Origin of the sequence: Microbulbifer sediminum (genome assembly GCF_021729035.1) — a bacterium.
In the GTDB taxonomy this organism is placed as follows: Bacteria; Pseudomonadota; Gammaproteobacteria; order Pseudomonadales; family Cellvibrionaceae; genus Microbulbifer; species Microbulbifer sediminum.
The window spans coordinates 536,637-562,250 of sequence record NZ_JAJSAP010000002.1; the positions used below are offsets into that span (position 1 = coordinate 536,637).

At 61.4% G+C, this 25,614-nt stretch carries 27 protein-coding genes; 7 read left to right on the forward strand and 20 right to left on the reverse strand.

The window, feature by feature from the left end:
- Window positions 1-40: 40 nt before the first annotated feature.
- From LVD11_RS05005 to LVD11_RS05035, 7 genes are all read right to left on the reverse strand, one after another.
- The gene (locus LVD11_RS05005) at window positions 41-1,093 is read right to left on the reverse strand and encodes a glycosyltransferase (RefSeq protein ID WP_237056998.1); all 1,053 of its coding nucleotides are present in this window, start codon (window positions 1,091-1,093) and stop codon (window positions 41-43) included.
- Between the two features lie 13 nt (window positions 1,094-1,106).
- The gene (locus tag LVD11_RS05010) at window positions 1,107-1,799 is read right to left on the reverse strand and encodes a YrbL family protein (protein ID WP_237057000.1); all 693 of its coding nucleotides are present in this window, start codon (window positions 1,797-1,799) and stop codon (window positions 1,107-1,109) included.
- On the reverse strand, window positions 1,796-2,836 hold the full coding sequence (locus LVD11_RS05015) for a glycosyltransferase family protein (protein WP_237057002.1): 1,041 nt from the start codon (window positions 2,834-2,836) through the stop codon (window positions 1,796-1,798). Before LVD11_RS05015 ends, LVD11_RS05010 begins: the two co-directional genes overlap by 4 nt.
- A gap of 332 nt (window positions 2,837-3,168) precedes the next feature.
- Window positions 3,169-3,858 (reverse strand): glutathione S-transferase family protein, encoded by a 690-nt coding sequence (locus LVD11_RS05020; protein ID WP_237057004.1) that lies wholly within the window; start codon window positions 3,856-3,858, stop codon window positions 3,169-3,171.
- A gap of 30 nt (window positions 3,859-3,888) precedes the next feature.
- Window positions 3,889-5,280 carry a class II 3-deoxy-7-phosphoheptulonate synthase gene (locus LVD11_RS05025; RefSeq protein WP_237057012.1) on the reverse strand — a complete coding sequence of 464 codons (1,392 nt, stop codon included), beginning with the start codon at window positions 5,278-5,280 and terminating at the stop codon, window positions 3,889-3,891.
- Between the two features lie 96 nt (window positions 5,281-5,376).
- A complete protein-coding gene (locus LVD11_RS05030; RefSeq protein ID WP_237057014.1) occupies window positions 5,377-6,567 on the reverse strand; it encodes an amino acid aminotransferase in 1,191 nt (396 codons plus the stop codon).
- 79 nt (window positions 6,568-6,646) lie between these two features.
- On the reverse strand, window positions 6,647-7,141 hold the full coding sequence (locus LVD11_RS05035; protein WP_237057016.1) for a MarR family winged helix-turn-helix transcriptional regulator: 495 nt from the start codon (window positions 7,139-7,141) through the stop codon (window positions 6,647-6,649).
- Window positions 7,142-7,985: 844 nt separating this feature from the next.
- Here LVD11_RS05035 and maiA point away from each other — a divergent pair.
- The 3 genes from maiA (at window position 7,986) to LVD11_RS05050 (ending at window position 11,549) form a co-directional block, all read left to right on the forward strand.
- Window positions 7,986-8,615: a maleylacetoacetate isomerase gene (gene maiA, locus LVD11_RS05040; protein ID WP_237057018.1), complete on the forward strand. Its 630-nt coding sequence runs from the start codon at window positions 7,986-7,988 to the stop codon at window positions 8,613-8,615.
- Window positions 8,616-9,116: 501 nt separating this feature from the next.
- Window positions 9,117-10,220 carry an NADH:flavin oxidoreductase/NADH oxidase gene (locus tag LVD11_RS05045; protein ID WP_237057019.1) on the forward strand — a complete coding sequence of 368 codons (1,104 nt, stop codon included), beginning with the start codon at window positions 9,117-9,119 and terminating at the stop codon, window positions 10,218-10,220.
- A 147-nt stretch (window positions 10,221-10,367) separates the two neighbouring features.
- Complete coding sequence (locus LVD11_RS05050) at window positions 10,368-11,549, forward strand: MFS transporter (RefSeq protein ID WP_237057021.1); 1,182 nt, start codon at window positions 10,368-10,370, stop codon at window positions 11,547-11,549.
- 120 nt (window positions 11,550-11,669) lie between these two features.
- Here LVD11_RS05050 and LVD11_RS05055 read toward each other — a convergent pair whose 3' ends face one another.
- Window positions 11,670-12,671 carry a mechanosensitive ion channel family protein gene (locus LVD11_RS05055; protein ID WP_237057023.1) on the reverse strand — a complete coding sequence of 334 codons (1,002 nt, stop codon included), beginning with the start codon at window positions 12,669-12,671 and terminating at the stop codon, window positions 11,670-11,672.
- Window positions 12,672-12,809: 138 nt separating this feature from the next.
- Entirely contained in the window at window positions 12,810-13,979 is a 1,170-nt protein-coding gene (locus LVD11_RS05060) for a dipeptidase (RefSeq protein ID WP_237057025.1), read from the reverse strand.
- Between the two features lie 101 nt (window positions 13,980-14,080).
- Here LVD11_RS05060 and LVD11_RS05065 point away from each other — a divergent pair, with 101 nt between their 5' ends.
- The gene (locus tag LVD11_RS05065; protein ID WP_237057027.1) at window positions 14,081-14,557 is read left to right on the forward strand and encodes an LEA/WHy family protein; all 477 of its coding nucleotides are present in this window, start codon (window positions 14,081-14,083) and stop codon (window positions 14,555-14,557) included.
- A 167-nt stretch (window positions 14,558-14,724) separates the two neighbouring features.
- Here LVD11_RS05065 and LVD11_RS05070 read toward each other — a convergent pair whose 3' ends face one another.
- The 4 genes from LVD11_RS05070 to LVD11_RS05085 all read right to left on the reverse strand — a co-directional run bounded on the left by LVD11_RS05070 (window position 14,725) and on the right by LVD11_RS05085 (window position 16,870).
- Window positions 14,725-15,111, reverse strand: a complete 387-nt coding sequence (locus LVD11_RS05070) for a hypothetical protein (protein ID WP_237057029.1) — start codon at window positions 15,109-15,111, stop codon at window positions 14,725-14,727.
- The gene (locus tag LVD11_RS05075; RefSeq protein ID WP_237057031.1) at window positions 15,104-15,658 is read right to left on the reverse strand and encodes a sigma-70 family RNA polymerase sigma factor; all 555 of its coding nucleotides are present in this window, start codon (window positions 15,656-15,658) and stop codon (window positions 15,104-15,106) included. Before LVD11_RS05075 ends, LVD11_RS05070 begins: the two co-directional genes overlap by 8 nt.
- Before the next feature lie 12 nt (window positions 15,659-15,670).
- Window positions 15,671-16,555: a DUF6249 domain-containing protein gene (locus tag LVD11_RS05080; RefSeq protein ID WP_237057034.1), complete on the reverse strand. Its 885-nt coding sequence runs from the start codon at window positions 16,553-16,555 to the stop codon at window positions 15,671-15,673.
- A 66-nt stretch (window positions 16,556-16,621) separates the two neighbouring features.
- Complete coding sequence (locus LVD11_RS05085; RefSeq protein WP_237057036.1) at window positions 16,622-16,870, reverse strand: hypothetical protein; 249 nt, start codon at window positions 16,868-16,870, stop codon at window positions 16,622-16,624.
- Between the two features lie 120 nt (window positions 16,871-16,990).
- Here LVD11_RS05085 and LVD11_RS05090 point away from each other — a divergent pair, with 120 nt between their 5' ends.
- From LVD11_RS05090 to LVD11_RS05100, 3 genes are all read left to right on the forward strand, one after another.
- Complete coding sequence (locus LVD11_RS05090) at window positions 16,991-17,593, forward strand: DUF924 family protein (protein ID WP_237057038.1); 603 nt, start codon at window positions 16,991-16,993, stop codon at window positions 17,591-17,593.
- Window positions 17,593-18,210 (forward strand): LysE family translocator, encoded by a 618-nt coding sequence (locus tag LVD11_RS05095; protein WP_237057039.1) that lies wholly within the window; start codon window positions 17,593-17,595, stop codon window positions 18,208-18,210. The genes LVD11_RS05090 and LVD11_RS05095 overlap by 1 nt, the downstream gene beginning before the upstream one ends.
- 361 nt (window positions 18,211-18,571) lie before the next feature.
- Entirely contained in the window at window positions 18,572-18,889 is a 318-nt protein-coding gene (locus tag LVD11_RS05100) for a YebG family protein (RefSeq protein ID WP_237057041.1), read from the forward strand.
- 144 nt (window positions 18,890-19,033) lie between these two features.
- Here LVD11_RS05100 and LVD11_RS05105 read toward each other — a convergent pair whose 3' ends face one another.
- The 7 genes from LVD11_RS05105 to LVD11_RS05135 form a co-directional block, all read right to left on the reverse strand.
- The gene (locus tag LVD11_RS05105) at window positions 19,034-19,423 is read right to left on the reverse strand and encodes an MAPEG family protein (protein WP_237057043.1); all 390 of its coding nucleotides are present in this window, start codon (window positions 19,421-19,423) and stop codon (window positions 19,034-19,036) included.
- Window positions 19,424-19,530: 107 nt separating this feature from the next.
- Window positions 19,531-20,829, reverse strand: a complete 1,299-nt coding sequence (locus LVD11_RS05110) for an amidohydrolase family protein (RefSeq protein WP_237057045.1) — start codon at window positions 20,827-20,829, stop codon at window positions 19,531-19,533.
- On the reverse strand, window positions 20,829-22,256 hold the full coding sequence (locus tag LVD11_RS05115; RefSeq protein ID WP_237057047.1) for an amidohydrolase: 1,428 nt from the start codon (window positions 22,254-22,256) through the stop codon (window positions 20,829-20,831). Before LVD11_RS05115 ends, LVD11_RS05110 begins: the two co-directional genes overlap by 1 nt.
- 117 nt (window positions 22,257-22,373) lie before the next feature.
- The gene (locus tag LVD11_RS05120; protein WP_237057049.1) at window positions 22,374-22,670 is read right to left on the reverse strand and encodes a helix-turn-helix domain-containing protein; all 297 of its coding nucleotides are present in this window, start codon (window positions 22,668-22,670) and stop codon (window positions 22,374-22,376) included.
- 261 nt (window positions 22,671-22,931) lie between these two features.
- Window positions 22,932-23,228: a hypothetical protein gene (locus LVD11_RS05125; protein ID WP_237057051.1), complete on the reverse strand. Its 297-nt coding sequence runs from the start codon at window positions 23,226-23,228 to the stop codon at window positions 22,932-22,934.
- Window positions 23,229-23,394: 166 nt separating this feature from the next.
- Entirely contained in the window at window positions 23,395-23,955 is a 561-nt protein-coding gene (locus tag LVD11_RS05130; RefSeq protein ID WP_237057052.1) for a GmrSD restriction endonuclease domain-containing protein, read from the reverse strand.
- Window positions 23,956-24,027: 72 nt separating this feature from the next.
- Complete coding sequence (locus LVD11_RS05135; RefSeq protein ID WP_237057054.1) at window positions 24,028-25,503, reverse strand: M14 family metallopeptidase; 1,476 nt, start codon at window positions 25,501-25,503, stop codon at window positions 24,028-24,030.
- Window positions 25,504-25,614: the final 111 nt, after the last annotated feature.

Consider the following 25,614-nt stretch of genomic DNA (forward strand, 5'->3'; position numbering starts at 1 on the left):
AAGCCTGGCAGTGCATCACCCGGCTCCCAGCCGGGCCCCATCACGGCCTGAGCTTCAGCGTACTGAAGAGTTCCAGGTACTGCCTGATAATCACCTCCCGGCTGAACTCTTTCGAGTAGCGCGAGAGCCCCGCCTCTGAGAACTGTCTACGCGCGGCCTCATTCCTGATCAACCCGTTAATTGCATCAGCCAGGAGGCGCGGTTGATCCACAGGGGTGATAATGCCGGTCTCCCCGGACTCGATTAACTCTCCCGGACCCTGTGAGTCGGTGGCAATTACCGGGCAGCCATGGGCCCATGTCTCCATAATCACGGATCCCAGTCCTTCGTATCGTGAAGGGCAGACGAAGATGTCGGCGGTCCGCATCAGCGCAGTCACATCCTCACGCCAGCCAAGGAAACGGACTCGCTCACTCAGCCCGAGTTGCCGGCTCAGCGCCTTCAGCGACCTTTCCTCCGGACCGCCCCCGGCCAGCCAGAGGATGGCATCCGGCACCTCTGCAAGTGCCTGCAGTAACGTGTCGAACCCCTTGTTGACATGGAGGCGGCCGGCGGCAAGCAGTAGCGGTCGATCAGGGGGCGTATCAAAACTGTCCCGTGGCAGCGCCTTCACCTCCCCCTCATCCGCGAAATTGGGGATATGGAAGACACGATCCGCAGGCACCCCACCACGAACAAGGTAATCGCATATCCCCCTGGAAATACCGACCCAGTAATCACAATGACGATAATATTTCAGGTTGTAGTAGTGACCGAGCCTACTGACAAGGGTGTAGTCGCCCCGGGGGGTCAAGTTGGTGGCACGGCTCATCCAGGTGAGCACAATATCCGGCCGGAAGGCATGCAATGCCCGGCGGAACCGAAAACGGTCAAGCTGGTGAAGTGGGCCACCAAAACGGAAGCCCTCCGCGCTCACGCCGCCACTTCTCAGTGCCTGCAGGCGGTGATCGTGACCCCGGATAAAGGCTTTCTGGGTAATCGCGCCCGTTTGCTCCAACCCCCTGGCCAGGCGCGTAAAGAAGTTTTCAGCCCCGCCCTGGTAGGCTCCCGCAAGAGCCTGGGCAATGCGTAGGGGTTCCTTGCTTGCAGCCATGTAGATATCCGTATCATCGGGTAGACAGGCCATCGTGCATCAGCAGCCCGTGATATCCGGGAAACCTGTCCTGGTGCCGCTGGCCAAGTAATGTCTCGATGCGTCCGTGCATGACGGCCACTTTTTTTTGTATTTTTTTCCGCTGGAAAACGGTTGGTAGCAAGCGCATCGGCACCAGTCCCGCGCTGCCCAGCCCATCAATGACAACCAGCCGCCTTATGCGGCCCTGGTCGTCTCGTTGCACCACAATATTGTGGAGAAGGAGATGCCTTGAAGGCACAAGGTTTTTCTCCCAGAAAACAGCCAGGGCCTCTACTGCCCCACGGCATTCTTCAGTCAACCCTTCATCCCAGATCACCTTTTTCAGGGTCTGGGAAATTGCCCCATTCGCATCCCGAATCAATTCCGAGACCAACCCCGGCCCCATGTCGGTCTCGACAAACCCGAAGCAGCGGCTTACATGCCGGAAAACAAGCTCACCGTATTGCTTCCGCAGAGCAGTCATCACCCGCATTTCCTCAAGGTTGTCATCAAAAGAAGACAGCGGCTTGAGATTTTTAGGAAAACCTTTCTTACGCCGGCGATCTGCCAGCGTGAAATCCGGGCGCCTGACCTTGATACATCGCGAGGCGTCCCCGGGGTGAATAAAGCACAGGCGGTTACCGCCCTGGGCGAAAGGTTTTTCAGGAGTCAGCAGGATGCTCATTGAGTTGCCGCTCCCGGGATGATATCGCGGGCCCACACATAATCGTGGGAAAATGGGCGCAGCAGGGATGCCTCGACGATATATTGCGCGTACAAGCGGGAATTCATCTCCGTATGGAAGAAGTCCCGTGCCCGCGCGGCCCAGGAGCGCCGCTTTGCGTCATCATTGTGGAACTCCCGTACCTTTCTCAGCAGATCCTCACGGTCATCAAAATACACAACAGACTCCGCGGGCAATAGCTCATCGAAGCGAGGGCTGCTATGGGTGAACTGGAGAATACCATTACCTGCCAACTGGGCCATGCGGGCAGAAGAATACCAGTAATGCCCCTCCTGCCGGTTCAGGTTAAGGCCCATCCGGGTGTTTGCCAGCGCCCGGTCGTAGTCGCGGCCCCAGACCGGTGGTTCGCCGAAACTGCCATACGTCCTGAAATTCAACTCACCCTGAAGGGAGTCCCTGAGCCACTTCACCAGCTCCAGGCGCTTCGTAAGGTTGGTGCTATTGCTACAGAAAAGCAGGTCAGTTCCGAGGTCCGCCTTAGCGGCGTTATTCATGCCTTCTTTCGCCGGGTCCACCGGGTTGGGCATATGGTAGATCCGCGCCCCAAGGCCTTCGAACTGGGTGAGCTCCGGGCGCCCGGTAGACACGAACACCGCATCCACGATCCGGGCGCGATGCCTGATGCGCTCTACATTGCTGGGCACAAACAGCGGGTCGTTATTGCAGTGAGCGATGGCCACGGAGGAGTTACGCTTACGAATTTCAGCCAGCGTGTCGTTGGTGATAATGTCGCAATGCCCGGCAATTACCAGGTCCGGCTCGACCGCTTCCACGGTCTCCAGCAGTCGTCGGTTCGCCCTGCCCTTGCCCAGGTCACGAATGCCCATGGGCGCCTCGAAGGCGGCAACATCACGATCACTGAAGGTGTGGACGAAATGATCATTCTTGATCAGGCCATTGGTAAGCTTCTGCGCCCAGCTGACTCGCGTCCTGCCGTAACGACGCAGTTGCTGGTAGGCGATATGGAGCACGCGCATAAACCGTGGTCCCTGTACGGTGGAAAACGTAATCCTGGCACTGATTTAACCGGATTCTTTCGCAGAATGCCACCTGTCGACCGTGTCACTCCGCCACTTGCTGCCAATCCAGCCCTTGCTGCGCGCCTTTTTGTCAGAACCGCTGGCTGGTGGCAGGTTTGCCACAAGAGGGGGGGGTGCTGCCTGATCACCCTGCATGATAACGACTTATCAAGTTCCTTAATAAACACACTGGTCCGCGGGGATGCACTATCCAGGAAGTTGCAGTGAAGTCTCTTTTCGCAGGGCGGAGGATACGCCGGCGCCCGGACGGGCGCCGGCCCGAATCGGGTTCATGCCGGCTCGATGCGACGGTCCTCAACCAGGGTGCCGGACTGCAGCAGCTCCTGTTCGTGGCCACTTTCACGCCATGGCTCCTGCAGGGCCTCCGCCACCCACTCCCCCAGCGCAGGCAAGTCCAGCAGGCGCCGGGCGTAGGCCGCCGGGGCCTCCGGTAACGACAGGCGGAACCCCTGCACGCGCAGGGCGACGGGTGCAAAGAAGGCATCGACCGCGGTAAACGTTTCCCCGGCCAGGAAAGGGCCACCAAAGCGCTGCAGCCCCTCTTCCCAGAGTTCCGCGATACGAGCCAGGTCTTTTTCCAGTGACGCGGTCATGGCATCCAGCTCAATGGTCACGCCACAATTCATCGGGCACTGTTCACGCAGGGCGGCAAAGCCGGAATGCATTTCCGCTGCGGCACAGCGGGCCCACGCACGGGCAGCGGCGGATTCCGGCCACACGCGGGGATAGCGCTCAGCGATGTATTCGACGATTGCCAGTGAATCCCACACAGTAACCTCGCCATCTCCCAGGCAGGGCACCAGGCCATTGGGGGCAAACTGGCGGAACTTCTCCCAGCTACCACCTTCATCGAAGGGTACCAGCTGCTCGTCGAAGGGAATCCCCAGCTGGCGCAGCAACACCCACGGCCGCAGTGACCACGAGGAATAGTTCTTGTTGCCAATAAAGAGCCTGTACATACCCTCCTCCCTGGTTCCAGTTTTATGATTTCAGCTGGCCCGGCCGCTGCGCAGCCAATCTGATACACGGAAGGCCAGCTCCAGTACCTGGTCGGCGTTCAGTCGCGGGTCGCACTGTGTTTCGTAACATGTGGCCAGGTCGTCCTCGGAAATTTTCCAGGCACCACCGGTGCACTCGGTGACATGCTGGCCGGTCATCTCCAGGTGGATACCGCCGGGATGGCTGCCCTCGGCGCGATGCACCGCGAAGAAGTCGCGGATCTCCCGCAGGATTTTGTCGAAGTCCCGGGTCTTGTAGCCGCTGCTGGCCTTCACAGTATTGCCATGCATGGGATCTGTACTCCAGACCACCTTGCGCCCTTCCCGCTGCACTGCCTGTACCAGGGCAGGCAACTTGTCCCCCAGGGTATCGGCTCCCATACGCGTAATCAGGGTCAGCCGCCCGGCATCATTGCCGGGGTTGAGCCGGTCAATCAGCCGCAGCAGCTCATCCGGGTGCATACCCGGGCCCACCTTCACTCCAATGGGGTTCCACACACCAGAAAGGAATTCCACATGGGCACCGTCAAGCTGGCGGGTGCGTTCGCCGATCCACAGCATATGGGCAGAGCAGTCATACCACTTGCCGGTCAGGCTGTCGGTGCGGGTCAGCGCCTGTTCGTACTCGAGCAACAGCGCCTCGTGGGAGGTGTACAGCACCGTTTCACGGATCGCCGGAGTGTTCTCGGAAGTCACGCCACAGACCGCCATAAACTCCAGGGCATCCTGCAGCCGCTCAGCTAACTGGGCATAGTTTTCCCGCTGGGGATTGTTCTCAAGGAAGCTCAGGTTCCAGCCGTGCACCTGGTGGAGGTCAGCCAGACCACCCTGGGCAAACGCACGCAGAAGGTTGAGTGTGGCCGCCGACTGGTTGTAGGCCGTGAGCATGCGCTGCGGGTCCGGCCGGCGGGCCGCCGCACTGAAGTCAATGCCGTTGATAATATCGCCGCGGTAGCTGGGCAGCTCGACGCCACCCACCACCTCGGTATCCGATGACCGAGGCTTGGCGTACTGTCCCGCCATACGCGCCACTTTCACCACCGGCATATTGCCGGCGAAAGTGAGTACTACCGCCATTTGCAGCAACACCTTGAAAGTGTCGCGAATCCGGTTGGCGTTGAAATCGGCAAAGGACTCGGCACAGTCGCCGCCCTGCAGCAGGAATGCCTTGCCCTCGGCCACCTGCGCCAACTGGCGGCGCAGCTCACGCGCTTCTTCCGCAAAGACCAGTGGCGGGTAACCGGACAGCTGGCCGGTTACCTGGCCGAGTTCACCGGCAGATTCATAAGTGGGTTGCTGGTGGGCGGTAAAGTTGCGCCAGCTGTCGGGATTCCATTCTTTAGCTGCTGACCGGGACACTTTTGACTTTACCTCCACTTCCATTGCCTACCTCACTCCAGTACAACTTATCCGGTTTGCCACGACCATCGGGTGACGGTCCGCCGGGCTGTGCCAGAAGCGCAGCCCGGACACCGGATATTACAGCACGCTGGCGACTGCTTTACAGAAGTATTCCATATTGGACTGGCTCAGGCCGGCAATACTGATGCGGCTGGAATCCACCATGTAGATGGAATATTCCCTCTGCAGGCGCTGCACCTGCTCCGGGGTGATACCGAGGAAGGAGAACATTCCCTTCTGTTCACGGATAAAACTGAAGTCGCCTGCTGCACCCGCCCCGGCCAGGCTCTCCACAACGCCTGCTCGCAGGCCGTTGATGCGCTCGCGCATCTCCGTCAGCTCGGCCTCCCAGTTCGCTCGCAGGCTGGCATCGGTGAGAATCGATTCGACGATAGCCGCCCCATGCGAGGGCGGCATCGAGTAATTGCCCCGCACCGCGCTCAGCATCTGGGTCTGGCCGGTTTCGGCAGCCGCACTGTCATTGTAAATCACCATGGCCAGGCCGACGCGTTCGCGATAGAGCCCGAAGTTCTTGGAACAGGATGCCGCCACCAGCAGCTCCGGCACCGATTCCGCCATCAGGCGCAGGCCCCAGGCATCGTCATCCAGTCCGTCGCCAAACCCCTGGTAGGCCATATCGATAAACGGCGTGAAGCCCTGCTTCTGCGCCATTTCCACCAGGACCTGCCACTGCTCCCGGTTCAGGTCAGCACCACAGGGGTTATGGCAGCAGGCATGCAGCAGCACCACATCGCCCTCACCCACGTTTTTCAGGGTTTCCACCATGGCATCAAACTGGAGGCTGCCGGTGTTACGGTCGTAGTACGGGTAGCTCTTGATCTCGAGGCCGGCATTGCCCAGCAGCGGCACATGGTTGGCCCAGGTAGGATCACTCACCCAGACTGTAGCGCCGGGCTTGGCGCGATTGACCAGTTCTGCCAACACCCGCAGGGCGCCGCAGCCACCGGGGGTCTGGGCAGAACGCACGCGGTTTGCCACCAGTGCCGGGTGACCGGCACCCAGTACCAGCTCCTGCATCGCGGCATTGAAACCCGGGGTTCCCGCCGGGCCGATATAGGCCTTGGTATCTTCGCTCTGCAGCAGCCGTGTCTCGGCCTCCTTCACGGCCTGCAGGATGGCAGTATGGCCCGCCTCGTCCTTGTATACACCAACACCCAGGTCAATCTTGTTCGGGTTCTCATCGGCGCGGTAACTGGCCAGCAGGCCCAGGATAGGGTCCGGCGGCAGGCTGCTCAGGTGTTCAAACATGCGGGTACTCCTCGGGTACTTTGATGTCTCGGTTACAGGCCCCCGGCAACCCAGTCGCCAGGGTGCGATTAGTAGTAATTCAGTCGATCAGGCCGCGTTCGGCCCAGGCCTGCGCGCGCTCCATCAGCTTGTCGATAATGCTTTCCAGCTGGGCCCGCTCGTCGGGAGAGAGAGAGGACATCAGGTCGTCCTCATACTGCTGGGCCAGGGGCACGATGCGCTCATAGACATCCCGCCCCAGCTCGGACAGGTTCAGCACCTGCCGGCGGCGGTCGGCGGGGTCTTCACTGCGGGTGATGTAATCGTTGCGCATCAGTACGGACACCGCGCGGCTGATGGCCACCTTGTCCATGGCGGTCTGCTCCACCAGTTCGGCGGCGGAAAGATCCGGGAAACGCCCCAGTATCGCCATCACCCGCCAGGCCGGGATGGTCAGGTCGAAGCGGCTGCCGTAGGCCTGGGCAATGGCATTACTGACCCGGTTCGAGAGCACCGACAGGCGGTAAGGCAGGAACTTCTCCAGGTGCAGGTCGTCCCGCACCGCGTCATCAGCCTGGGTCTTCTCGGTTGTCATACGGCTAGTCCACCTGCTTTTGCCATGGATGTTACAAATGTAACTAAAATTGGTTTCAATTGTAACCGCCTTCCCCGGATTCGGGTAGCTGGCAGGACGGGCAACGGCGTCCCGGCGCCACCGGGTACGGGCGTGACAACCGGTTCACCATCTGCCCGCCCGGTAACAGCCAGGGCGGTACTGATGTGCTGCAAAACCGCACGGCATTATAAAGCCATGTCATTTTTATTTGGTATCGGGCTGCTAACATGGGCGCTTATGCAGGGAATTCCTGCGGGCAAGCGACATTTTCCAAGCAGGACAGACGTGAAGGTCCCACCGGTGCGCGGGCACATTGACACGACGCCCAGCACCGATGCTTTTGAGCCTGGGGGATGTTTGGCCGCAGCCGCCACGCGCCCTGTTCGCATGCGTCGGTGTTCCTCCACAGCCAGGGCCGCATAGACTGTACCATCAGTGCAGAGCCGGTAGCAGTTGCCATGCAGCATGCCCGGGCGACGAATACGAAAAACTGGCCGCATGGTAAAAACGCACCGCGTGGACAGCATTGCGGCTGGAGCCAGTATTCCTGAACACTGCGCCCCACCGATGAACCGGGACTGCCGATACAGATTTTCACCCGCAATATACCCGGCGCGATCATTTTCAGGTTCTTCCATCCCAGGGGCCACCCAGAGCTCCGGGGAGTCCGCGAAGGTGATCCGGGCTGAAGCCACGGCCGGGCCACTTCACTGGCGCGGGCCCGCGACAGATGTTGAAATAGCCTCGACAAAACTTACTACCCAGCCTTCCGGGAACTGCCACAATAGTGGGTGCCCGGCGGTCTCATCGATAAAGGTTATTTATGGAACTACACGGTTATTTTCGCTCTTCAGCCACTTATCGCGTACGTATCGGCCTCAACCTGAAGGGACTGCAGTACGATTACCGCCCGGTTAACCTGCTGAAAAACGAGCAGCGGGAGGGGGAATACCGGAAACTGAATCCACAGGGCCTGGTGCCTGCGCTGGTAGAGGGCGACACGGTTCTCACCCAGTCGCTGGCGATTCTCGAGTGGCTGGAAGAGACCCACCCGGAGCCCCGGCTGCTGCCCTCTGACCCCGTACAACGCGCCCATATCCGCGCCCTGTGCCATACCAGCGCCAGCGATATCCAGCCACTACACAACCTGCGCGTACTGCGGTACCTGCAGGGCCAGCTTGGCCTGTCAGACGAGCAGAAAACCGGCTGGATCCGGCACTGGATTCATGAGGGGTTCAGCGCCCTGGAGCAGCAACTCAACCCGGCCCCCTTTGCCGCTGGGGAGCAACCGGGGATGTTCGAGTGTTGCCTGATGCCACAAATCTACAGCGCGGAGCGCTTTGGACTGGAAATTGCCGAGTACCCGGCCATTCACCGGATCATGCTGGCGTGTAATGAAATTCCCGCGTTTATTGAGGCACGCCCGGAAAACCAGCCGGACAGCACGCTCTGAGTCTTGCAGCACCCCATACCCGGAAGCACGCCCTGACGGGTTTCCGGGTATGAACCCACACCCGCAAATGCCACGGTGCTCACCCCCAGACCACCTGAACCAATGTGGGCAATAGCCTTACAACCCACCTGACTGGGAAAATGCCATCGGGGTGCCCGGGCGCCTCCCTTTGTCCCTTACCAGATTAATAAGCGACCAGAGTAATCAGTGTCGGAAGCGGTCAGGCCGGGCGCCACACAAGCGGGTGTTCAGGGCTCGCTGATTCCCGTGCAAAAAGAAGACTCTGGGCGCCGTGGCACCCCCAAAATGATGCAGAGACATTGCGCCCCGTCCCTGACCAGGTCATTTCACAGTCACTCACCAACAATTCGTATATCGACAGTTTCCGGTGGCCAAAGCAGCAGCTTTGGGCAACCGCCCCGCAGGTTTCGTCATGGCAGGACGCTCCCATACCCCTTACGCTATACGGAAACCATTTAGCCGTTTACTGAGGAAGGGGCCATGCCTGCACCAAAGCTTTTTGAACCATTGACTGCGGGCCCGCTGACACTCCCCAACCGGATCGTGATCGCCCCCATGTGCCAATACTCGGCCGAGGATGGCTGCATGACCGACTGGCATCTCATCCACCTGGGGCAGCTGGCCCTTTCCGGTGCCGGGCTCCTCACGATCGAGGCCACCGCAGTTATGCCGGAGGGGCGCATCAGCTATGCCGATGTGGGCCTGTGGGACGACAAGACCGAGGCGGCGATGGCCCGTACGCTGCAATCAGTCCGGCGCTGGTCGGACATGCCCATTGCCATCCAGCTGGCGCACGCCGGTCGCAAGGCGTCAACGGACCTGCCGTGGCTGGGTGGGCAACAGATCCCTCCCGGGGAAACCAATGGCTGGCAGACAGTTGCGCCGTCGGCGCTGCCTTTCGAGCAGGGAGAGCAACCGCCAGAGGCAATGGACCGGGAAGCAATGGCGCAGGTGCGTGATGCGTTTGCGGAGTCCGCACGCCGATCGGTGCGCCTTGGGATCGACGCGATACAGATCCATGCCGCCCACGGTTACCTGCTACACCAGTTCCTCTCCCCGCTGTCCAACCAGCGCGATGACGATTATGGCGGCTCACTCGAGCACCGGATGCGCTTCCCCCTCGAGGTCTTCGAGGCAGTGCGCGATGCCGTGCCGGACGATTACCCGTTATCGGTCCGCGTCTCAGGCACCGACTGGGTAGCGAACGGCTGGGACCTGGAACAGACCATCACCTTCGCCCGGGCTCTCGAGCAGCGCGGCTGCGGGGCGATTCACGTATCCAGCGGCGGCCTGGACCCGGCGCAAAAAATTCCGGTGGGACCCGGCTACCAGGTACCCCTGGCCCGCGGCGTGAAAGAGGCGGTCTCCATACCCGTGATTGCGGTGGGACTGATTACGGATTACGACCATGCCGAGGCAATCGTCAGTACCGGCGATGCCGACCTGGTGGCCCTGGCACGGGGAATGCTTTACGACCCGCGCTGGCCCTGGCATGCCGCGGCGCACCTGGGAGCCTCGGTGAAGGCCCCGAACCAGTACCTGCGATCACAGCCACGGCAGTTTCCCGGCCTCTTCGATGAGTGATCGGCGAAATACCACACGGCAATGTGACTGTATCCCAGTCATTGCCCGGAAGAATTCGCCTCCGGTTAGCGAGCCCCGATATTACCCAGGCACCAGCTTTCGCGCCCCACCGGCACCAGGGGATGCGAAAGTATTGGGTGGACCCCGGTGATAGAGGCCAATACCAGTACCTTCTGGCGCGCCACGGTCGCGCTCAGCATCGGCTCTTTTATGGTGTTTGCCAATGTATACCTGACGCAACCATTGTTGCCAGAACTGGCGCGGGAATTTGGCGTCAGCGCCCTGCAGTCCAGCTGGACATTTACCGTTACCACCCTGACGCTCGGCCTGTCGTTACTCGCTTACGGCGCACTCTCCGATGCCCTGGGGCGTCGCAACATCATGGTTCTTACCCTGGTGGCCGTGGTGGTCCTGGGAATCGCCCTGAGTGTTGTCCGGGGTTACACGGGCCTGCTGGTATTGCGCGGGCTGCAGGGCCTGATGCTGGGCGGTCTGCCGGCAATCGCCATCGCCTATATGAGCGATGAGTTCTCGCCCCGCGCCCTGGCGCTGGCCGTTGGACTCTATATTGGTGGAAATACCCTGGGCGGGATCAGCGGGCGCCTGATTGGTGGATTTGTCGGCGAGTGGCTCGGCTGGCAGGGTGCTTTTATCGCAATGACAGCCATCAGCGCGCTGTGTGCCAGCGCGTTTGTCCTGCTCCTGCCCCCATCCCGGCATTTCGAAGCCAGGCCCCTGCACCCGGGGGCGATGGCCGGGGCCATTGTCAGACACCTGCGAAACCCCGTGCTGCTGGTAGCGTATATCATTGGCGGCCTCAACTTCTTTATCTTTATCAACCAGTACTCCTACATCACGTTCGTGCTGGCGGATGCACCCTATTCCCTGCCCGCCAGCATGCTGGGCCTGCTGTTCCTGACCTACCTGAGCGGCACTTTTGGCTCAGTGGTCTCCGGTAAGGCCGCAGATCACCTGCCGCAGCCCCGCGCCATGAGCCTCGGCATACTGGTGTTTATCGGCGGTTCACTGATTACCCTGGGCGAGTCATTGTGGTTGATTGTATTGGGCCTCCTGCTCAACAGCCTTGGATTCTTCTTCTGCCACTCAACCGCCAGCAGCTGGGTCAGTCGCCAGGCAACATCGGCCAGGGCCAGCGCCTCATCCCTGTACCTGGTGTTTTACTACCTGGGAGCGAGCACGGGCGGCTTTTACCTCGAGCCTTTCTGGGCTTCCTGGCACTGGCCGGGCGTGGTACTGGGCTCCGTCCTGGTGTTGCTTTGCACCCTGGGCTTCAGTATCCACCTCAACAAATACACTGAGGTTCGCTGAGATGGGCGCGGGCCCTGCCAGCGGGTGCAGCTCCACCGTCCGGGGCGATCTTCTCTGGAGGTGAGGATTTGCCACCCGCGCAGCTCCTCCGGCAACAGCCCGAGACTGGCACACCGGGCGCTATTCCACAGTCCCTGCAGAGGGAGCTTCCCCCTCCACGCGCAGGGAATCCTTGAACGTCAGCGTACGGTAGGGGAACGGAATCTCGATACCGGCTTCGTCCAGAGCCAGCTTGATGGCGGTAACCACCTCGCCCCTGGACTGGCGGACATCAAAGGGCACCGAGCCGGTCCACCAGGTGACCTCGATATCGATGCTGCTGTCACCGAAACCCGCGGGAAACACTTGCACCGGGTCCTCCTGGCGAACTGTCTTCAGGGGTTTCATGGCCTCCTCAATCACTTTCACCCCTTCCCGTACATCCTCGCCATAGGCGATACCCACGGTGATGGTGACACGGCGCTTGATCCGGTTGGTCAGGATCTCGCAGGGATTCTTGAACAGGAAGAGGTTGGGCACGATCACCAGCTCGCCGGTGAGCTTGCGTATCGTCGTGTTACGCACTTCCACCGACTCCACGCGGCCACAGACCCCCTCGCACTCGATGACATCCCCCTCTTCGAACGGGAAGCGCCACAGGATCAGGATGCCGGCAAAGAAGTTCTCGAAAATATCCTTGAAAGCCAGGCCAATCGCCACTGACAGCAGGCCTACCGCGCCCAGCGCCCTGGCCGGGGTAAGCCCGGGGAACAGTACCATAGCCGCAAACAGCAACCCCAGGAGCCAGATGACAATGGTCAAAAGGCGGACCATCAGGTCCTGGAGAGATTTTTTCGCGGCAAACCGGCGAAAGATACGACTGCCAAAGTGTCGCACCGTCAGGACAATCAGCCAGGTGACAAACAACACCATGAAACTGGCAATTACAAAGGGGGTATGGTTGAGGAAATTACCCCAGACCGTGTCCAGGGAACGGACTACGGTCTCTGCCGCCTCGGATACCGGCTCGGGTGTGATTTCCTGCAGGGCGGGCTTCTCTTCCGTTCCCTCACCAGCCTCCTGCACCAGGAGCGGGATCGGGGAGTTCAGCACCTGGCTGAGAATAGATATGAGGCCGGTCACGGGCAGCACGCAGCTCCGGTTTCAGTACACCACCCCTTTTTATAGTTGAAAGACCAAATCCCCCGCGTCCCACCGCGAGCCACCGCGACGGAAAGGCATGTACCTCTACCCCACCATCGCGATAAGTGGAAAATGACGTCATGAAGCGGGCAAATGCGCCAGGAAGAAATCCCGCAGGTTCTCGCCCATGACCCGCCGGATTTCATGCTCACTGAAGCCCTGGCGCAGCATCTCCTGCGTCAGCACCCAAAGCTCTCCCGCGTCGAACGCAACTTCCACAGTGCCGTCGTAATCCGAGCCCAGCGCCACATGCTCCACCCCCAACAGGTCGATGGCATAACGCATGGTGCGCACAATATGTTCCGGGCTGGGATCACAGACAGCCCCACCCCAGTAGCCGATGCCCACCAGGCCACCGGCCGCCGCGACAGCCTGCATCAGCTCGTCACTGATGTTCCTCGGCGTATCGCACATACCCTTGAGCCCCGTATGGGAAACAATCAACGGGCGATCCACCAGGGCCAATACATCCCGGACAACCGCCTCCGAGGAATGTGCCACATCAATAATGATCGAGCGGGCCGCCATCTCTTTCACCGCGGCGCGCCCGAATTCACTCAGGCCTGCCCCGCTCTGCCCATGCAGCGAGCCGCCCAGCTCATTGTCAAAGAAGTGTTGCAACCCCATCACCCGGTATCCCGCATCGTAGAGCCGGCCAATATTTGCCAGTCGGCCCTCGAGTGGATGGGCGCCCTCGATACCCAGGATCGCCGCCAACTGCCCACTCCCATCGGTCCGGGAAGCCATGACCTGGCGCAGGTCACCGGCACTGCGAATCACACGGATCTGTCCCGGCACATCTGAGGCCAGGGCGTGCACCCTTCCGGCGTGGTATAGCGCCCGCTCAAGCAGGCTGTCCCAGGTACGGGGTGGCCAGGCCTGGGCCACGGCCAGCAAGGTGATATTGTCCGGCGCATCACTGGCATTGCTGGCGTAATTCTGCCCCCGGGGCGACTTGGTCACCGCGGTGAAGACCTGTATCGCCAGGTTACCGTCCCTGGCTCGCGGCAGGTCCACATGGCCGTAGTCGGCGCGGGCGTCGAGATCCCGTGCCCAGAGGAAGCTGTCGGCGTGCAGGTCGCCAACCACCAGTGATTCATGCAGGGCACGCGCCCGCTCCGACAGCACCGGCAGCGAGGCGCCGGTACGGGTATTCATGCTTTTTTCCACTCCCGGCAACAGCAACCACTTCCAGGCTGTGAACAAAACCAGCGCCACGGGGGTCAGGATAATGAGAAACTTCTTCATAAGGATTCCCGGAATTCCACGTTATTATTCCTGTCCGCAGATTATTCCACTATCGCGGACCTGCATCACCGTCCCAAGGGGACAGAACCGAGGAGCTTTACGTGCAGTTTTTGCAGTCATTCAATCGGATTGTTGCTTTATTGTTGGTCGCGGCCCTGTTCCAGGGATGCACCGTACTCACACCGGACTTCGAGGAGCCATCGGTCCAGGTAACCGGCCTGGAGCCCCTGCCGGCCAACCGGGCCGGAGATCTGCGGTTCCGTATCCACCTGCGCGTGGACAACCCCAACGCCGTTGCCCTCTCCTTGTCGGGCCTCTACTACACCCTGGACCTGGCCGGCCACAAAGTGGTGACCGGCACCGCCAGCAACCTGCCGCAGATTCCCGCCTACGGCGGTGACGATATCTCGGTCGAGGCCTCTGCCAACCTGATGGGTTCGTTCATGGCCGCCGCGGAACTGATGTCCATGCGCGGTGACACCGTGCCCTACTCGCTGGAGGCGAAGCTGGGCCTGGAACGCACATTCCCGCCCTCCATCAAGGTGCGCAAGAGCGGTGAGATCCGCCTTAACCGCTGACTACGCGTTGCCCGGGCGCTGAATCGCCCGGGCAACCCACCGGGGCCCGGACAGGATTGTTTATGGGCAACAGCGGTTACCGGTGCGGGAAGACGGGAGCGTGGAGTGAACTGGATCGGGGACCGGGAGGCCCCCAACAGGAAAGAAATTCAGTAGTGGTGCACGGCTCAGCGGCGTGCGGCAACGATACCACCGAACATGGCAGCGACTGAGGACAGCACTCCCAGGCCCAGCAGGCTGTAGAGGCTGATTGACTGGCTGGCCGCCTGGGACACCACCTCAGCGAAGGGGAACTGCCAGGCGACAATGGCAGAGGCCAGCACCACCGCAGCATACTGTGTGTGTGTCACGCGCTTCTCGGAACGCCGGGTGGGCGCCGGCAGCCGCTCCATGACACCGTCACAGAAGCCGTCATCATCCAGGTAGGGCTCGCTGAACTGAAGCTGCTGCCCCAGCCAGGCATCGAAATCCGGATCACTGTTGCGCAACTGGGCTTCACTCAAGGTTCCAAACCCCTGTCCCCGATTCTGGGGATCCCGATCAAACTTATCCACTTACTACCTCCTCGCGCCACGCCTGCAACAACGTCTGCAACTTGGCCCGCGCGCGGTTGACGTGGGACTTTACCGTACCGAGTGGCAGCTTCATGATACTCGCGGCCTCCTCATGTGAAAAGCCACGCTGCATGCACAGGTGAATGGCCTGCCGCTGCGGCTCGCTGAGTTCCTGCATGGCTGTATCCAGGTCCCGGGCCATGCCGAGCTGCTGGGCCTCCTCCACCGTCTCCTGGGCCTGGGCCCGGTCAACGGCCTCCTGGTCCACCTCCGGCGCGTTCTTGCGCCGGTGACTCATGACGAGATTGTAGGCGATCCGGTACAGCCAGGTGCTGAAACGCGCATCCCCACGAAATGCCGGCAGCGCCTTGTAGGCCTTGATAAAGGCCTCCTGCGCCATATCGTCGGCGAGGGCCTGGTCACCATCGCACAGCTGGCGGAGCGAGAAACGCAGCTGTGACTGATAGCGCCGAACCAGCTGGGCATATGCCCGCTGGTCCCCGTCTTCGACGATACGCCGGATCAAATCCCCGTCATTGAGGTCCATAAACCGCTGTCCCTAGCCTGCCCGGTTAACTTCCTGGTGTTCCAGCTTCCAGTTGATAAAGCGCGCGATACCGATGAACAGCGGGATCAGGCCCAGGCTACCCACACCCACGCCCACGGCGAGGGAAAGCCAGATAAAGAGCGCCAGGCCCACAGCGATCAGGGTGAAACCGCGGTCTTTCAGGTTGCTGGGCGACTCGCCCTGCATGGCATCCAGCAACTCCGGCGGGATATCACGCCCCTCGGCCACCATACGGTTGATGTTGTCCATCATCAGCTGCTTCTTGCGGTAGCTGTTGCGGGTCACCAGCCACACGATCAGGATCGGCATGCCGAAGACGCCGAGCACCGCGATGAGGCCGATGGTCAACTCCATGGAATCGTCATCGCCGCCACTCCGGTGTTCCCAGTGGCGGCCGCCATTGCTGCCGAATTCCCTGGCCATATCGCGGGAGATGTCGCGGGAAATATCCCTGGAAATGTCCCTCGACATACTGATCTTGATGTTATCCGGGATGCCCTCCATCGCTTCCTCGATGACCAGGCCGGACTCGTCGAGAATGCCCTTCTTCTCCAGCTTCTCGTAGATTCGCCGGGACAGGGCCCCGCCGAACTCCTCACCCAGGTCCACTTCAACTTCGGAACGCTGGCCATCGGCGTCGCGGGTCTTGATCCGCAGGGTACCGTCCTCACCACGGATAATACGCACCTGCTTCTCAACGCGTTCTTCAACTTCCTCTGCCTGCGGTGGCTCGGGTGGAGCCGGGGGCTTCTCGCGACGGGCCTCCGGCGCGGTTGCCGGCTGCTCCGCCGGCGTCTCCTGGGCAAAGGCCAGGCCGGTGCCCAGCACCGCGGCCAGTCCCAGTACCAGGGGGGATATCAGGTTTCTCGCTCTCATTAGTGACTCTCTGCTTGCTGTCAGTATTCTTTTAAGTCGCGTTGCGGTAACTGTCGATGGCACTTCTCAGAAGGCCACCATAGGGGACCCGGTCAGCGAAGGGCCGGCGATACGCACCGGGTAGCGCACCTCTTTTTCTTCCTCGCGGGACTCCCGCTCCCGGCACTCGCGGAGCTTGTCAGACACCGCCCGCTCGGCTTTCTCGGCCAGTTCCTGCTGGACCCTGGCGATCGGGAGTTCCGGCGCCTCGCCAGACATGGCCGGGGCCGATGCCAGGATCGCAACCAGTACGACGTAAAATTTAACCTTTTTCACACATCCTGTCTCAGGGGTTACCATGGTAGCCTCCAAATAATTTCCGTATTCAGCCTTAAGATGCCGCCGGGAGGGCCAATGGATGCACCGGCGTGCAAAAAAATTTCGGAGACCCCGCTAATGACGCAGCCCACTGAAGTCCTGCGCTTCTGGTTTGGCAGTGAACACCTGGACGCCGCGGTGGACGACAACCACCGGCAGCTCTGGTTTACCAGTGATGAGGCGCTCGACCGGCAGATCGAGGAAGCGTTCGGCCCCACCGTGGAGGCCGCGCTGGCCGGGGAACTGGATGACTGGCGGACCACCCTGGCCGGAGAGCTGGCCCTGGTCCTGCTATGCGACCAGTTCACCCGCAACATCTACCGGGGCACGCGCCGCGCCTTTGCCGGCGATCCCGTAGCGCGGGAGGTTGCCCTTGCGGTGATCGAGCGCGGCGATGACAGCCGGCTGGGGCTTTACCAGCGGGCCTTCCTGGGGATGCCGCTGGAACACGATGAGAGCCTGGAGATGCAGCAACGGTCGATCGAGTACTTCGACCGGCTGCGCAAGAGCCACCTGGACGGTGCTGAAGGCGCCGCCCAGGCTGAGAACTTCTACCAGTATGCCCTCGCCCACCGGGATGTGATCGAGGAATTCGGCCGCTATCCGCACCGCAATGCGGCACTGGGCCGGGCCTCCACACCCGCGGAACAGGCCTGGCTCGAGAAAGGGGGCGGTTTCTGATGGATCTTGTTGCCTGGCTGTCACTGGCCGGAATCTGTGCCCTGGGAGCCATGTCTCCCGGTCCCAGCCTGCTGATTATCCTGCGCGGGGCCGCCACAGGTGTGCGCCCCGGCATCGCCGCAGCGCTGGCCCACGGGGCGGGGGTGGGCATCTATGCGGTGCTCACGGCCCTGGGCCTGGCGGTACTGATTACCCAATCGCCGCTGCTGTTCGGCATCCTTCAGTGGGGTGGCGCCGCCATGCTGCTCTACCTGGGCTGGAAGGCCCTCCGGGCCAGGGCGCCGGACCCGGACCGCAAACCGGCCGAGGTTGCCCCCCTCAGCAGCCGTCGCGCCGCGTTACAGGGTTTTGGTATCGCCTTCTTCAACCCCAAGATTGCCGTCTTTTTTACCGCACTGTTCAGCCAGTTTGTGGCAGAGCAGCAGGCATTCGGGGTCAAGCTGGGCATGGCTGCACTGGCTGCGGGCATCGATGCCATCTGGTACAGCCTGGTGACCCTGGTGGTATCTGCGGGCCGTCGCCGCAATTGGTCCGGAGGCCCGGTTGCCCACCGCTTACAACAGCTGTTCGGCGTAGTGCTGATGGCACTGGCGGCGAGACTGATCCTCACTATCTAGGGGCACGGCCTTATCTAGAGTCACGGCCTTAAACCGGGCCCGAACCCGCCGCCAATAAAAAAAGGCCCGCCGGAAGGCGGGCCTCAATCTCACACTGCGGGTCTGTTCCGGGCGCTTACTGGGGGGGGGAGGAAGCGCCCGGTTACAGGACTATTATGGCAGTCGTGGACAGCCAGGGGGGCGCTGCATAACGCAGCCCGGCATCGTTTTATCGCAATCCCGCCCCCCTTGGGCCTCCCTGGACTCGCCATTTTCTCCGCCATATTTCCTCTCCAGCGAACCCGGCAGTTGACACTGGACACCCATACAGCTACTGTACGTGCACACAGTATGAATACTTGAACAATAACCGGAGGCACACATGGCCGTAGTTGCTGTTTGGAAATGCGATAGAGACGGAGCTATGTTCGACAACAAGAAAGATGCGGAAGAACACGACAAGATGCTGGAGCTCGCCGCCAATATTACCTCACTGATTGAGCGCAATATTGATGGCATTTCCGAAGCCGCCGGCGAGGAAATCGGCCTGCTGCTGGCAAAACGCCGCGAAGTACTCGCCAAGGCCTGCAAGGGCAAGCCCGAAATGCTGCTGGAAGCAGAAGAAGAGAAGGCTGGCGAGAACAACCAGGAGCAAGGCGAGGCCGACGATCGCGTGACTCCGCTGGCCGCAAACCAGTAACTCCCGTGAAGCAATAGCTTCCACAAGGAAGAGTTTCCCGCAGGAATCCCCCCTGGGGGGTTCACGCAAACCATCCCTGTACTGTGCCCGGTATCGACCGGGCTTTTTTTTGCCGGTTCAGGAATGGCCAGAACCAGGGGCCGCTCAGAATGCCCCGATGATATTGATCAAGGCGTAGGCAGTGATCACGATCCAGGTCAGCGTCGTACCCCAGAAGCGGCCGTAGTGGTAACCGCCCTTGCCTGCCGTCAGGCCCCAGGCGTGCAGGAAGCGACCCAGCACCAGCAGGCTGCCCAGGATGTGCAGCCAGAAAGCCGACAGGCCATTGATTTCCGCCACCAGCATCATCAGCAGTGCAATGGGCACATATTCAACGGCGTTGGCATGAGTACGGATCAAAACCTCGGCATAGTGCTTGCCGCCACTGCCCACCCCCACCTTTTCGCTGCGGCGAAATCGCACCACACGAAAAGCCAGGGCCAGGATCAGCAATGCACAGAGGCCGCCATACAGGCCTGTAAGGGGAACCATCATTGGAAAATCTCCATTAAAAAGGGCGAAACTCGGTCCCGCCCTACTCTTTTATCGATATCAATTTTGCCCGGTGAAACTTACCGGCAAGTCCATCCCTATCGACAGGCTCAGAACCTGTACCCCATTTCATGGCCCTGCTCGGGCTTCAGGTAGCGGTCACGCAGGCGCGTCGAGCGGTTCACCAGGGACTGAGGCTGGCCACCGATCAGAACCTGCTCCGGGTAGCTGGTGACCTCCAGGGGATCGCCGTTCCAGACGACGATATCGGCGATGACGCCTGGCTGCAGTACCCCGCCTTCCAGCCCGAAGATACGCGCGACGTTGGCAGTGATAGCCTTGAGCGCCTCCTCGTAGGGCATTCCGTGGACAACCGCGTTGCCAGCAGATTGCCGCGCCAGGTGCACCAGGTGGGTGGATCCGTAGCCGGGACCACCGATCGCCACGGTGACGCCGGCACTCTGCAGCCGTGCCGCGTTGTCGGAGCGGGCCCCCAGGCTCTCGAAACTGATCGGCAGGTTGTTGACAGCGTCAATCACCACCGGCACCTGGGCCGCAGCCAGCTCATCGGCCACCATCCAGCCTTCGGCCGCGCCCTGGATAATCAGGCGCAACTCGTATTCCCGGGCCAGTTCCAGCGCCTGCAGGATATCACTGGCACGGTTGGCCGTGACGATCAGTGGCTGCTGGCCCTGGATAACCGGCTGGAGTGCCTCCAGGTCAGCGAGGGAATGGCTCAGCTCACGCCAGTTGCCGCGACGGATTGCCTCACGATTGTTGAGGTACTCGCGGGCTTCACCCAGCGCGTTCTCGATCCGGGCATAGGCGTTGGCGCGACTGCCGCCGGCCAGCTGGCTGCCCATCTCACCCAGGTAGGCTTTCTGCCCCAGTCCTTCGGCGACCACACTGTCGAACCCACCGTTCAGGGTGATGGCAAAGCCCTGCCCCGCGAATACGCGATGCAGTTTACCGGCGTCCTCGCCCCAGGTGCTGATTGACGGGAATACCACTGCGCGGGTTACCCCGTGGGCACGGTTGTAGGGAATCAGGGTCGATTTCGGGTTATAGGCCGGGCGCGGGTCAAAGCCACTGCCGATACTCTCGCCACTGACGGCGTGATCGTTGGTGGAACTGGCGGCACTGATCTCGGTCAGGCCCAGCTCCGATTGTGGCGCGATGACGCCAGGCGTCACCACCTTGCCGCGGGCGTCGATCACCCGGTCTGCGCGCTCATTAATGGCGGGGGCCACCGCCTGCACCTTGCCGTCGCGCACCAGGACATCCCCCTGGGCCAGTGTGCCGATGCCGGACAGGGTATGGACCTTGCCCCCCTTGATCAGCACAGTCTCTGCATGGACCGGGCCCGCCAGCAGGCCGAGAAACGCCAGTTGAATCAGGAATCTGGTCATCACAGTCGCTCCCCCTCTGCCTCAATTATCCCCAGCTCGAAATCCGATCGCGGCTGGCGCGCGGGGTCGTCGCGATCGTACATCAGCTCGCCATCGATAAAGACTTTTTCTGCTTGTGCATAGACGCTGAACGGGTTGCCCGACCAGACCACCACGTCCGCCATCTTGCCCTTTTCCAGGCTGCCGGTGCGATCATCGATGCCCAGGGCCTTCGCCGGATTCAGGGTCATCCAGGTGACGGCATGCTCAGGCCCGATATCAAAGCCCGCGCGCTGTCCCGCCGCCATCGCCTTGGCCGTTTCCTCGTTCAGGTGCTGGATCCCCACCGCGGAATCAGAGTGGATCATGGCACAGGCCTTGGCCTGGTCGACGATGGCAATATTGGCCTCGGTCATATCGAAGGCTTCGTGCTTGAACCCCCACCAATCGGCCCACATGGCCGCACAGACATTGTTCTCCGCCAGCAGGTCCGCAACCTTGTAGGCTTCCACTGCGTGATGGAAGGTGGAAATCTGGAAATCGAACTCTTTGGCGATATCCATCATCACCGCCATTTCCTCGCCGCGATAACAGTGGTTGTGCACGAGGATATCCCCGTTCAGTACGCCCGCCAGGGTCTCAAGCTCCAGGTCGCGCTCCGGCTGCTCTCCGCCCACCTCGGCATATTTTTCCCACTTCTCCTTGTACTTGCTGGCTGCGATCCAGGCCTTGCGGTAACCGGCCACATTACCCATCCGCGTCGAGGGGGCCTGCCCCTTGCCGCCGTAGACCCGCTTTGGGTTCTCGCCACAGGCCATTTTCAGGCCATAGGGTGCGCCCGGGAACTTCATATCCTGGACGCGACGCCCGGGTACATTCTTGAGCGTCACACTGCGACCGCCGAACAGGTTAGCCGAGCCGGGCAGGATCTGCAGCGTGGTTACGCCACCGGCCAGGGCCAGGGGGAACTGCGGGTCCTGGGTCCAGACCGAATGCTCGGTCCAAACCTCGGCGGTATTGGGGGAGGTCATCTCATTGCCGTCCTGGGACGACTCGATTGCCGGCGCGGGGTAATTGCCCAGGTGGGAATGCACATCAATGATCCCCGGCGTCACCCACTTGCCCTCGCCGTTGACGACCAGTGCATCACGCGGGGCCTTGAGACCATCGTCGATACGCGCGATCTTGCCGTCCTTGAGCAGTATATCGGTGTTTTCCAGCATCTCGCCGGTACCGGTAAGCAGCGTAGCCCCGGAAATCAGTACCGGCCGGGACTGCTCAACAGAATAAGTGGACGGGAAGGCGTCGAGGCGGGCGAAGTCCGCGGCATCTTTTTTACCTGCGGCATCGTCACCACCACAGCCTGTCAGCAGGAAGGTCGCGGTAAAGGCGGCCGCGAGAGCGCGCGGCGACAGGAGCCCCCCGCGGCAAAGTGCGTGCAACTGCATAGCGATATTTCCGTTGTTATCCGTTGCGGGTAGAACTGGTTTAATCGCTTATGCTATCAGGCCGGAATGCTTTGCACACGTCCGGGGAGGAGCGACAGTCTCCCCCCGGTGGGTTTTTCAATCGACCGGGGTCTCTTCGATGGACTTACGCGGCGCTGAGGCACGTCGCCGATCGGTCATGATGTCGTCGCTCTGCTGTGTCGCCTCACTGGCCAGATGGGCGAGAAACTGTTCCAGCCGGCCGGAATATCCCAGCGCTGCGAGCAACTGCAACATTGCGGACAGGTTGCAACCGCGGCCATTCTCCAGCCGCTTGACCGTACTCAGGCCCAGGCCCGACTCCACCGCCAGTGTCTCCTGGGGAATATTGCGTGCGAGCCGCAGGCGCCGGAAGTGCTCCCCGAGTTGTGCCAAAGATTGTCTTTGATCAAACGTACTCATTTTACCGTGACCAGTTTCCTTCCAATTTGACGCAGGTACGGCACAGGTGCCCACACCGTGGTTGAGCACTGTACCCCGGGCTCCCGCTGGAGAGCTCTGTCGGAACTGCAGGCTGAACATTACAGGCCCCGTGGGCGGGAGGACCGCCGGCGCCCGGTGACTGCCAACGGTGGGGTATACGCAGGGGTATCCGGATTGGATGACCTGTCGGCGGACGAGCCTCTACCAGCTGGCTCAGTAGTGCAGCAACTTGATAATGGTCTCACCATTATCGCATTCGCCGACGACTTCCGGTTCGCGAATCTTTGAACCCGCCTGGATCACCTTGTTGGAGGGGTAGGAAACAAAACAGGCGAAGTTGAAGTTCACCGCCCAGTTGCAGCGCAGCAGGCCGTCATCCTCCTCATAAAAGCGTTCCTGGCAGAAACTGAGGTACGGGCTGCCCGATGCGCCCTGCTCCGGACCGATCGTAATCTGTGTATCGTATGCCACCGGCAGCATCAGCCCTGTAGCCAACACCCACTGCCACATAGCGCCTGCCTCCTGTTCGGGAGCTTCGCGGGGCCCCGTGGACAACCCCATGCATCCCCGGTTACCAGGGAAAGGCCATGGATTTGTTTGCAAGTCCCCCTCAGTCTAGCAGCTTCTGGCGCCTCTTCCCTCTTGATCAAACGAGGACCGGCAGTGACCAGCCCGGTCAGCCACCATCCCGCAGCCCCGCTGCCAGCGCGGCAAAGCGTTGCGCCTCGGCGGCAGTGGGCCGGAGGCCGTATTTGCTCACGATTGCCGTAAAGCGCTCTACATAGATCTCTGCAACCGGGCCGTAGGGCGGCATCCACTGGTCCGGGCCCCGCTGCCCCTTGCTCTGGTTGCGCCCGTCATCCACCAGCCACAGGTTTTCCGGGTCCTCGGCAAACTGGCGCTTGCGCGCGCGGCTCCAGCCCGCCCCGCCATGGTCATGGGCCCACTTGAGCGGGACGATATGCTCTACATCCAGGTCGGAAGCCAGGGTGTAGAAATTGCCCGTATAGGGATCGAGCCAGAGGCCGGTTTTGACCCGGCACCGGTCCGGACGGGTATAGGTCACCGGTGCCAGGGAGTAGCGCTCTAACAGCTCATGGCGGGTATCCTGGCAGTCGCGGTCACTGTCTGACCAGCGGGGCAACCACTCGTCGCGCTGGTAATCGGCAGCACTGGCGGCTGCACACAGGAAAAACGGAAGGCAAATCCACAGGGGAATGAACGATCGACTACGCATACTACTCCTACCAATCGTCTGTACAGGTTCTGGTCTGGTTGCCAGCGGGCGGTGACACCCACCGGCAGGGAATCAGCGGGCTTGCCCCGCGACGGCCTCGGGCGGCGCCTGCAACTCAACCAGCTGGCCGTTGATCACAGCCACCCGCATACCGGCGTCGTCACGCAACAGGAAGGTGGCGTCTCGATGGCGCAGGGGCCGCTGCCGCTGTGGGTTGCGCGGGTTGATGGCAACTGGCAGGTCCGTCTCCACCCGCAACAGCGCCGGGTCACCGACAAAGTAGCCGTACCCCTCCCGCAATAACTCGCGGTAGCGGCTGTCGTCCAGGGTCAGGATGGAGTTCGCATCCAGCTGGAACGGGCGCGGAGGCTGGTAAAGCCACCGGCTTGCGTCGAGGGTCTGCGCCCCCGCCAGGTTCGACAGGTCTCCCGCATCCACGACCCGAGCGCGATCGCCGCGGTGGTTGATGGCAAGGTCGGTGACGTATTCACTGTCCCCCTCCACGGTGGTCAGGCGGGCGATCTTGATATCGACAATCGCATCGTCCTCGTTGAGGGGAATCGCGTCGTACCGTGCCGGCGACACATCCCGGTAGCTGCCCGCCGCGATACTGTCGATCGCGGTCACCAGCATCTCGAAATTCATTCGCCGCGCCACCTGCCGGTTGGGATCACCGGGGTGCGCGCCCGACTCTACCAGGATGGTGCTGATGCCCATCCCGGAAAAGGTGTCGCCAAAGGCACGGTAGGCATAGGTATCGTCATAGCGGGCGATATGGCCGCCCACAAACGGCTCGATCGACTTCGTCATCACGCCAATCAGCTGCATGGCTCGCGCGCGGCTGTCGTTGATGTCGCGCGCGCGGTTGTATGCGGGGGCAAGCACCGAGATGGTGGCCATCCTGCCCGTGTCCCCCACACCATAGTGGCGGTCCTGGTCGTGCAGGTTAAACGCGAAATGGGGCTCGAACTCCCTTGCCAGCGCCATCAGGGTGCGCCCCTCCGGGGATTGCAGGGCCCTGGCATCGCGGTTGATGTCGAAACTCTGGGCGTTATGGCGAATATTTCGCTCTGCACCATCCGGGTTCAACATGGGGACCAGTACCAGGGCAACCTTGTCCATCCAGCCGGCCCGCCACTGCGCCTGTTCGGGGGCGGTGATGAAATTGACCAGGTCAAAGATCGCGGGCGTCGCCGTGGGCTCATCCCCATGCATCTGTGACCACATCATCACCCGCACCGGGCCACTGCCAATTTGCAGGCGATAGATGGGCCGGTCTTCGTAGGAGCGGCCGATTTCCTTCACCGACACCAGCGCAGACTCCCGCAAGTGGTCAACCAGGGGCAATATGTCTGACTGGCTGATGGCCGGCTTGTTGAGTCCCGGCTGGCGATACTGCTCATAGGTTTCCGGGGCTGTCGCCGCCATGGAGGCACTGCCGGCAGCCAACAGCACTGCTATCGCCACCGTCTTGAACCAGGACGGCACCGGGCTCCCGGTGGTGCGGGGAATGGTGGAGCGCAGGGAATCGGTACAGGAGTTCGGCATGGCCGGGCCCGGTTGTTATCGGTTTTACCATTCGCCGTGGAATAACCTCAGCTAATAAAATATTCCACAGCCGACACCGGGCTTGCAATCAAAATTTTTTGATGATGTTAA

Bases quoted from the DNA above. Each gene is read 5' to 3' on its own strand.
- LVD11_RS05005 (WP_237056998.1), bottom strand. From the start codon at position 1,093: ATGGCTGCAAGCAAGGAACCCCTACGCATTGCCCAGGCTCTTGCGGGA.
- LVD11_RS05010 (WP_237057000.1), bottom strand. From the start codon at position 1,799: ATGAGCATCCTGCTGACTCCTGAAAAACCTTTCGCCCAGGGCGGTAAC.
- LVD11_RS05015 (WP_237057002.1), bottom strand. From the start codon at position 2,836: ATGCGCGTGCTCCATATCGCCTACCAGCAACTGCGTCGTTACGGCAGG.
- LVD11_RS05020 (WP_237057004.1), bottom strand. From the start codon at position 3,858: ATGTACAGGCTCTTTATTGGCAACAAGAACTATTCCTCGTGGTCACTG.
- LVD11_RS05025 (WP_237057012.1), bottom strand. From the start codon at position 5,280: ATGGAAGTGGAGGTAAAGTCAAAAGTGTCCCGGTCAGCAGCTAAAGAA.
- LVD11_RS05030 (WP_237057014.1), bottom strand. From the start codon at position 6,567: ATGTTTGAACACCTGAGCAGCCTGCCGCCGGACCCTATCCTGGGCCTG.
- LVD11_RS05035 (WP_237057016.1), bottom strand. From the start codon at position 7,141: ATGACAACCGAGAAGACCCAGGCTGATGACGCGGTGCGGGACGACCTG.
- maiA (WP_237057018.1), top strand. From the start codon at position 7,986: ATGGAACTACACGGTTATTTTCGCTCTTCAGCCACTTATCGCGTACGT.
- LVD11_RS05045 (WP_237057019.1), top strand. From the start codon at position 9,117: ATGCCTGCACCAAAGCTTTTTGAACCATTGACTGCGGGCCCGCTGACA.
- LVD11_RS05060 (WP_237057025.1), bottom strand. From the start codon at position 13,979: ATGAAGAAGTTTCTCATTATCCTGACCCCCGTGGCGCTGGTTTTGTTC.
- LVD11_RS05075 (WP_237057031.1), bottom strand. From the start codon at position 15,658: ATGGACCTCAATGACGGGGATTTGATCCGGCGTATCGTCGAAGACGGG.
- LVD11_RS05080 (WP_237057034.1), bottom strand. From the start codon at position 16,555: ATGAGAGCGAGAAACCTGATATCCCCCCTGGTACTGGGACTGGCCGCG.
- LVD11_RS05090 (WP_237057038.1), top strand. From the start codon at position 16,991: ATGACGCAGCCCACTGAAGTCCTGCGCTTCTGGTTTGGCAGTGAACAC.
- LVD11_RS05095 (WP_237057039.1), top strand. From the start codon at position 17,593: ATGGATCTTGTTGCCTGGCTGTCACTGGCCGGAATCTGTGCCCTGGGA.
- LVD11_RS05100 (WP_237057041.1), top strand. From the start codon at position 18,572: ATGGCCGTAGTTGCTGTTTGGAAATGCGATAGAGACGGAGCTATGTTC.
- LVD11_RS05105 (WP_237057043.1), bottom strand. From the start codon at position 19,423: ATGATGGTTCCCCTTACAGGCCTGTATGGCGGCCTCTGTGCATTGCTG.
- LVD11_RS05110 (WP_237057045.1), bottom strand. From the start codon at position 20,829: ATGACCAGATTCCTGATTCAACTGGCGTTTCTCGGCCTGCTGGCGGGC.
- LVD11_RS05115 (WP_237057047.1), bottom strand. From the start codon at position 22,256: ATGCAGTTGCACGCACTTTGCCGCGGGGGGCTCCTGTCGCCGCGCGCT.
- LVD11_RS05125 (WP_237057051.1), bottom strand. From the start codon at position 23,228: ATGTGGCAGTGGGTGTTGGCTACAGGGCTGATGCTGCCGGTGGCATAC.
- LVD11_RS05130 (WP_237057052.1), bottom strand. From the start codon at position 23,955: ATGCGTAGTCGATCGTTCATTCCCCTGTGGATTTGCCTTCCGTTTTTC.
- LVD11_RS05135 (WP_237057054.1), bottom strand. From the start codon at position 25,503: ATGCCGAACTCCTGTACCGATTCCCTGCGCTCCACCATTCCCCGCACC.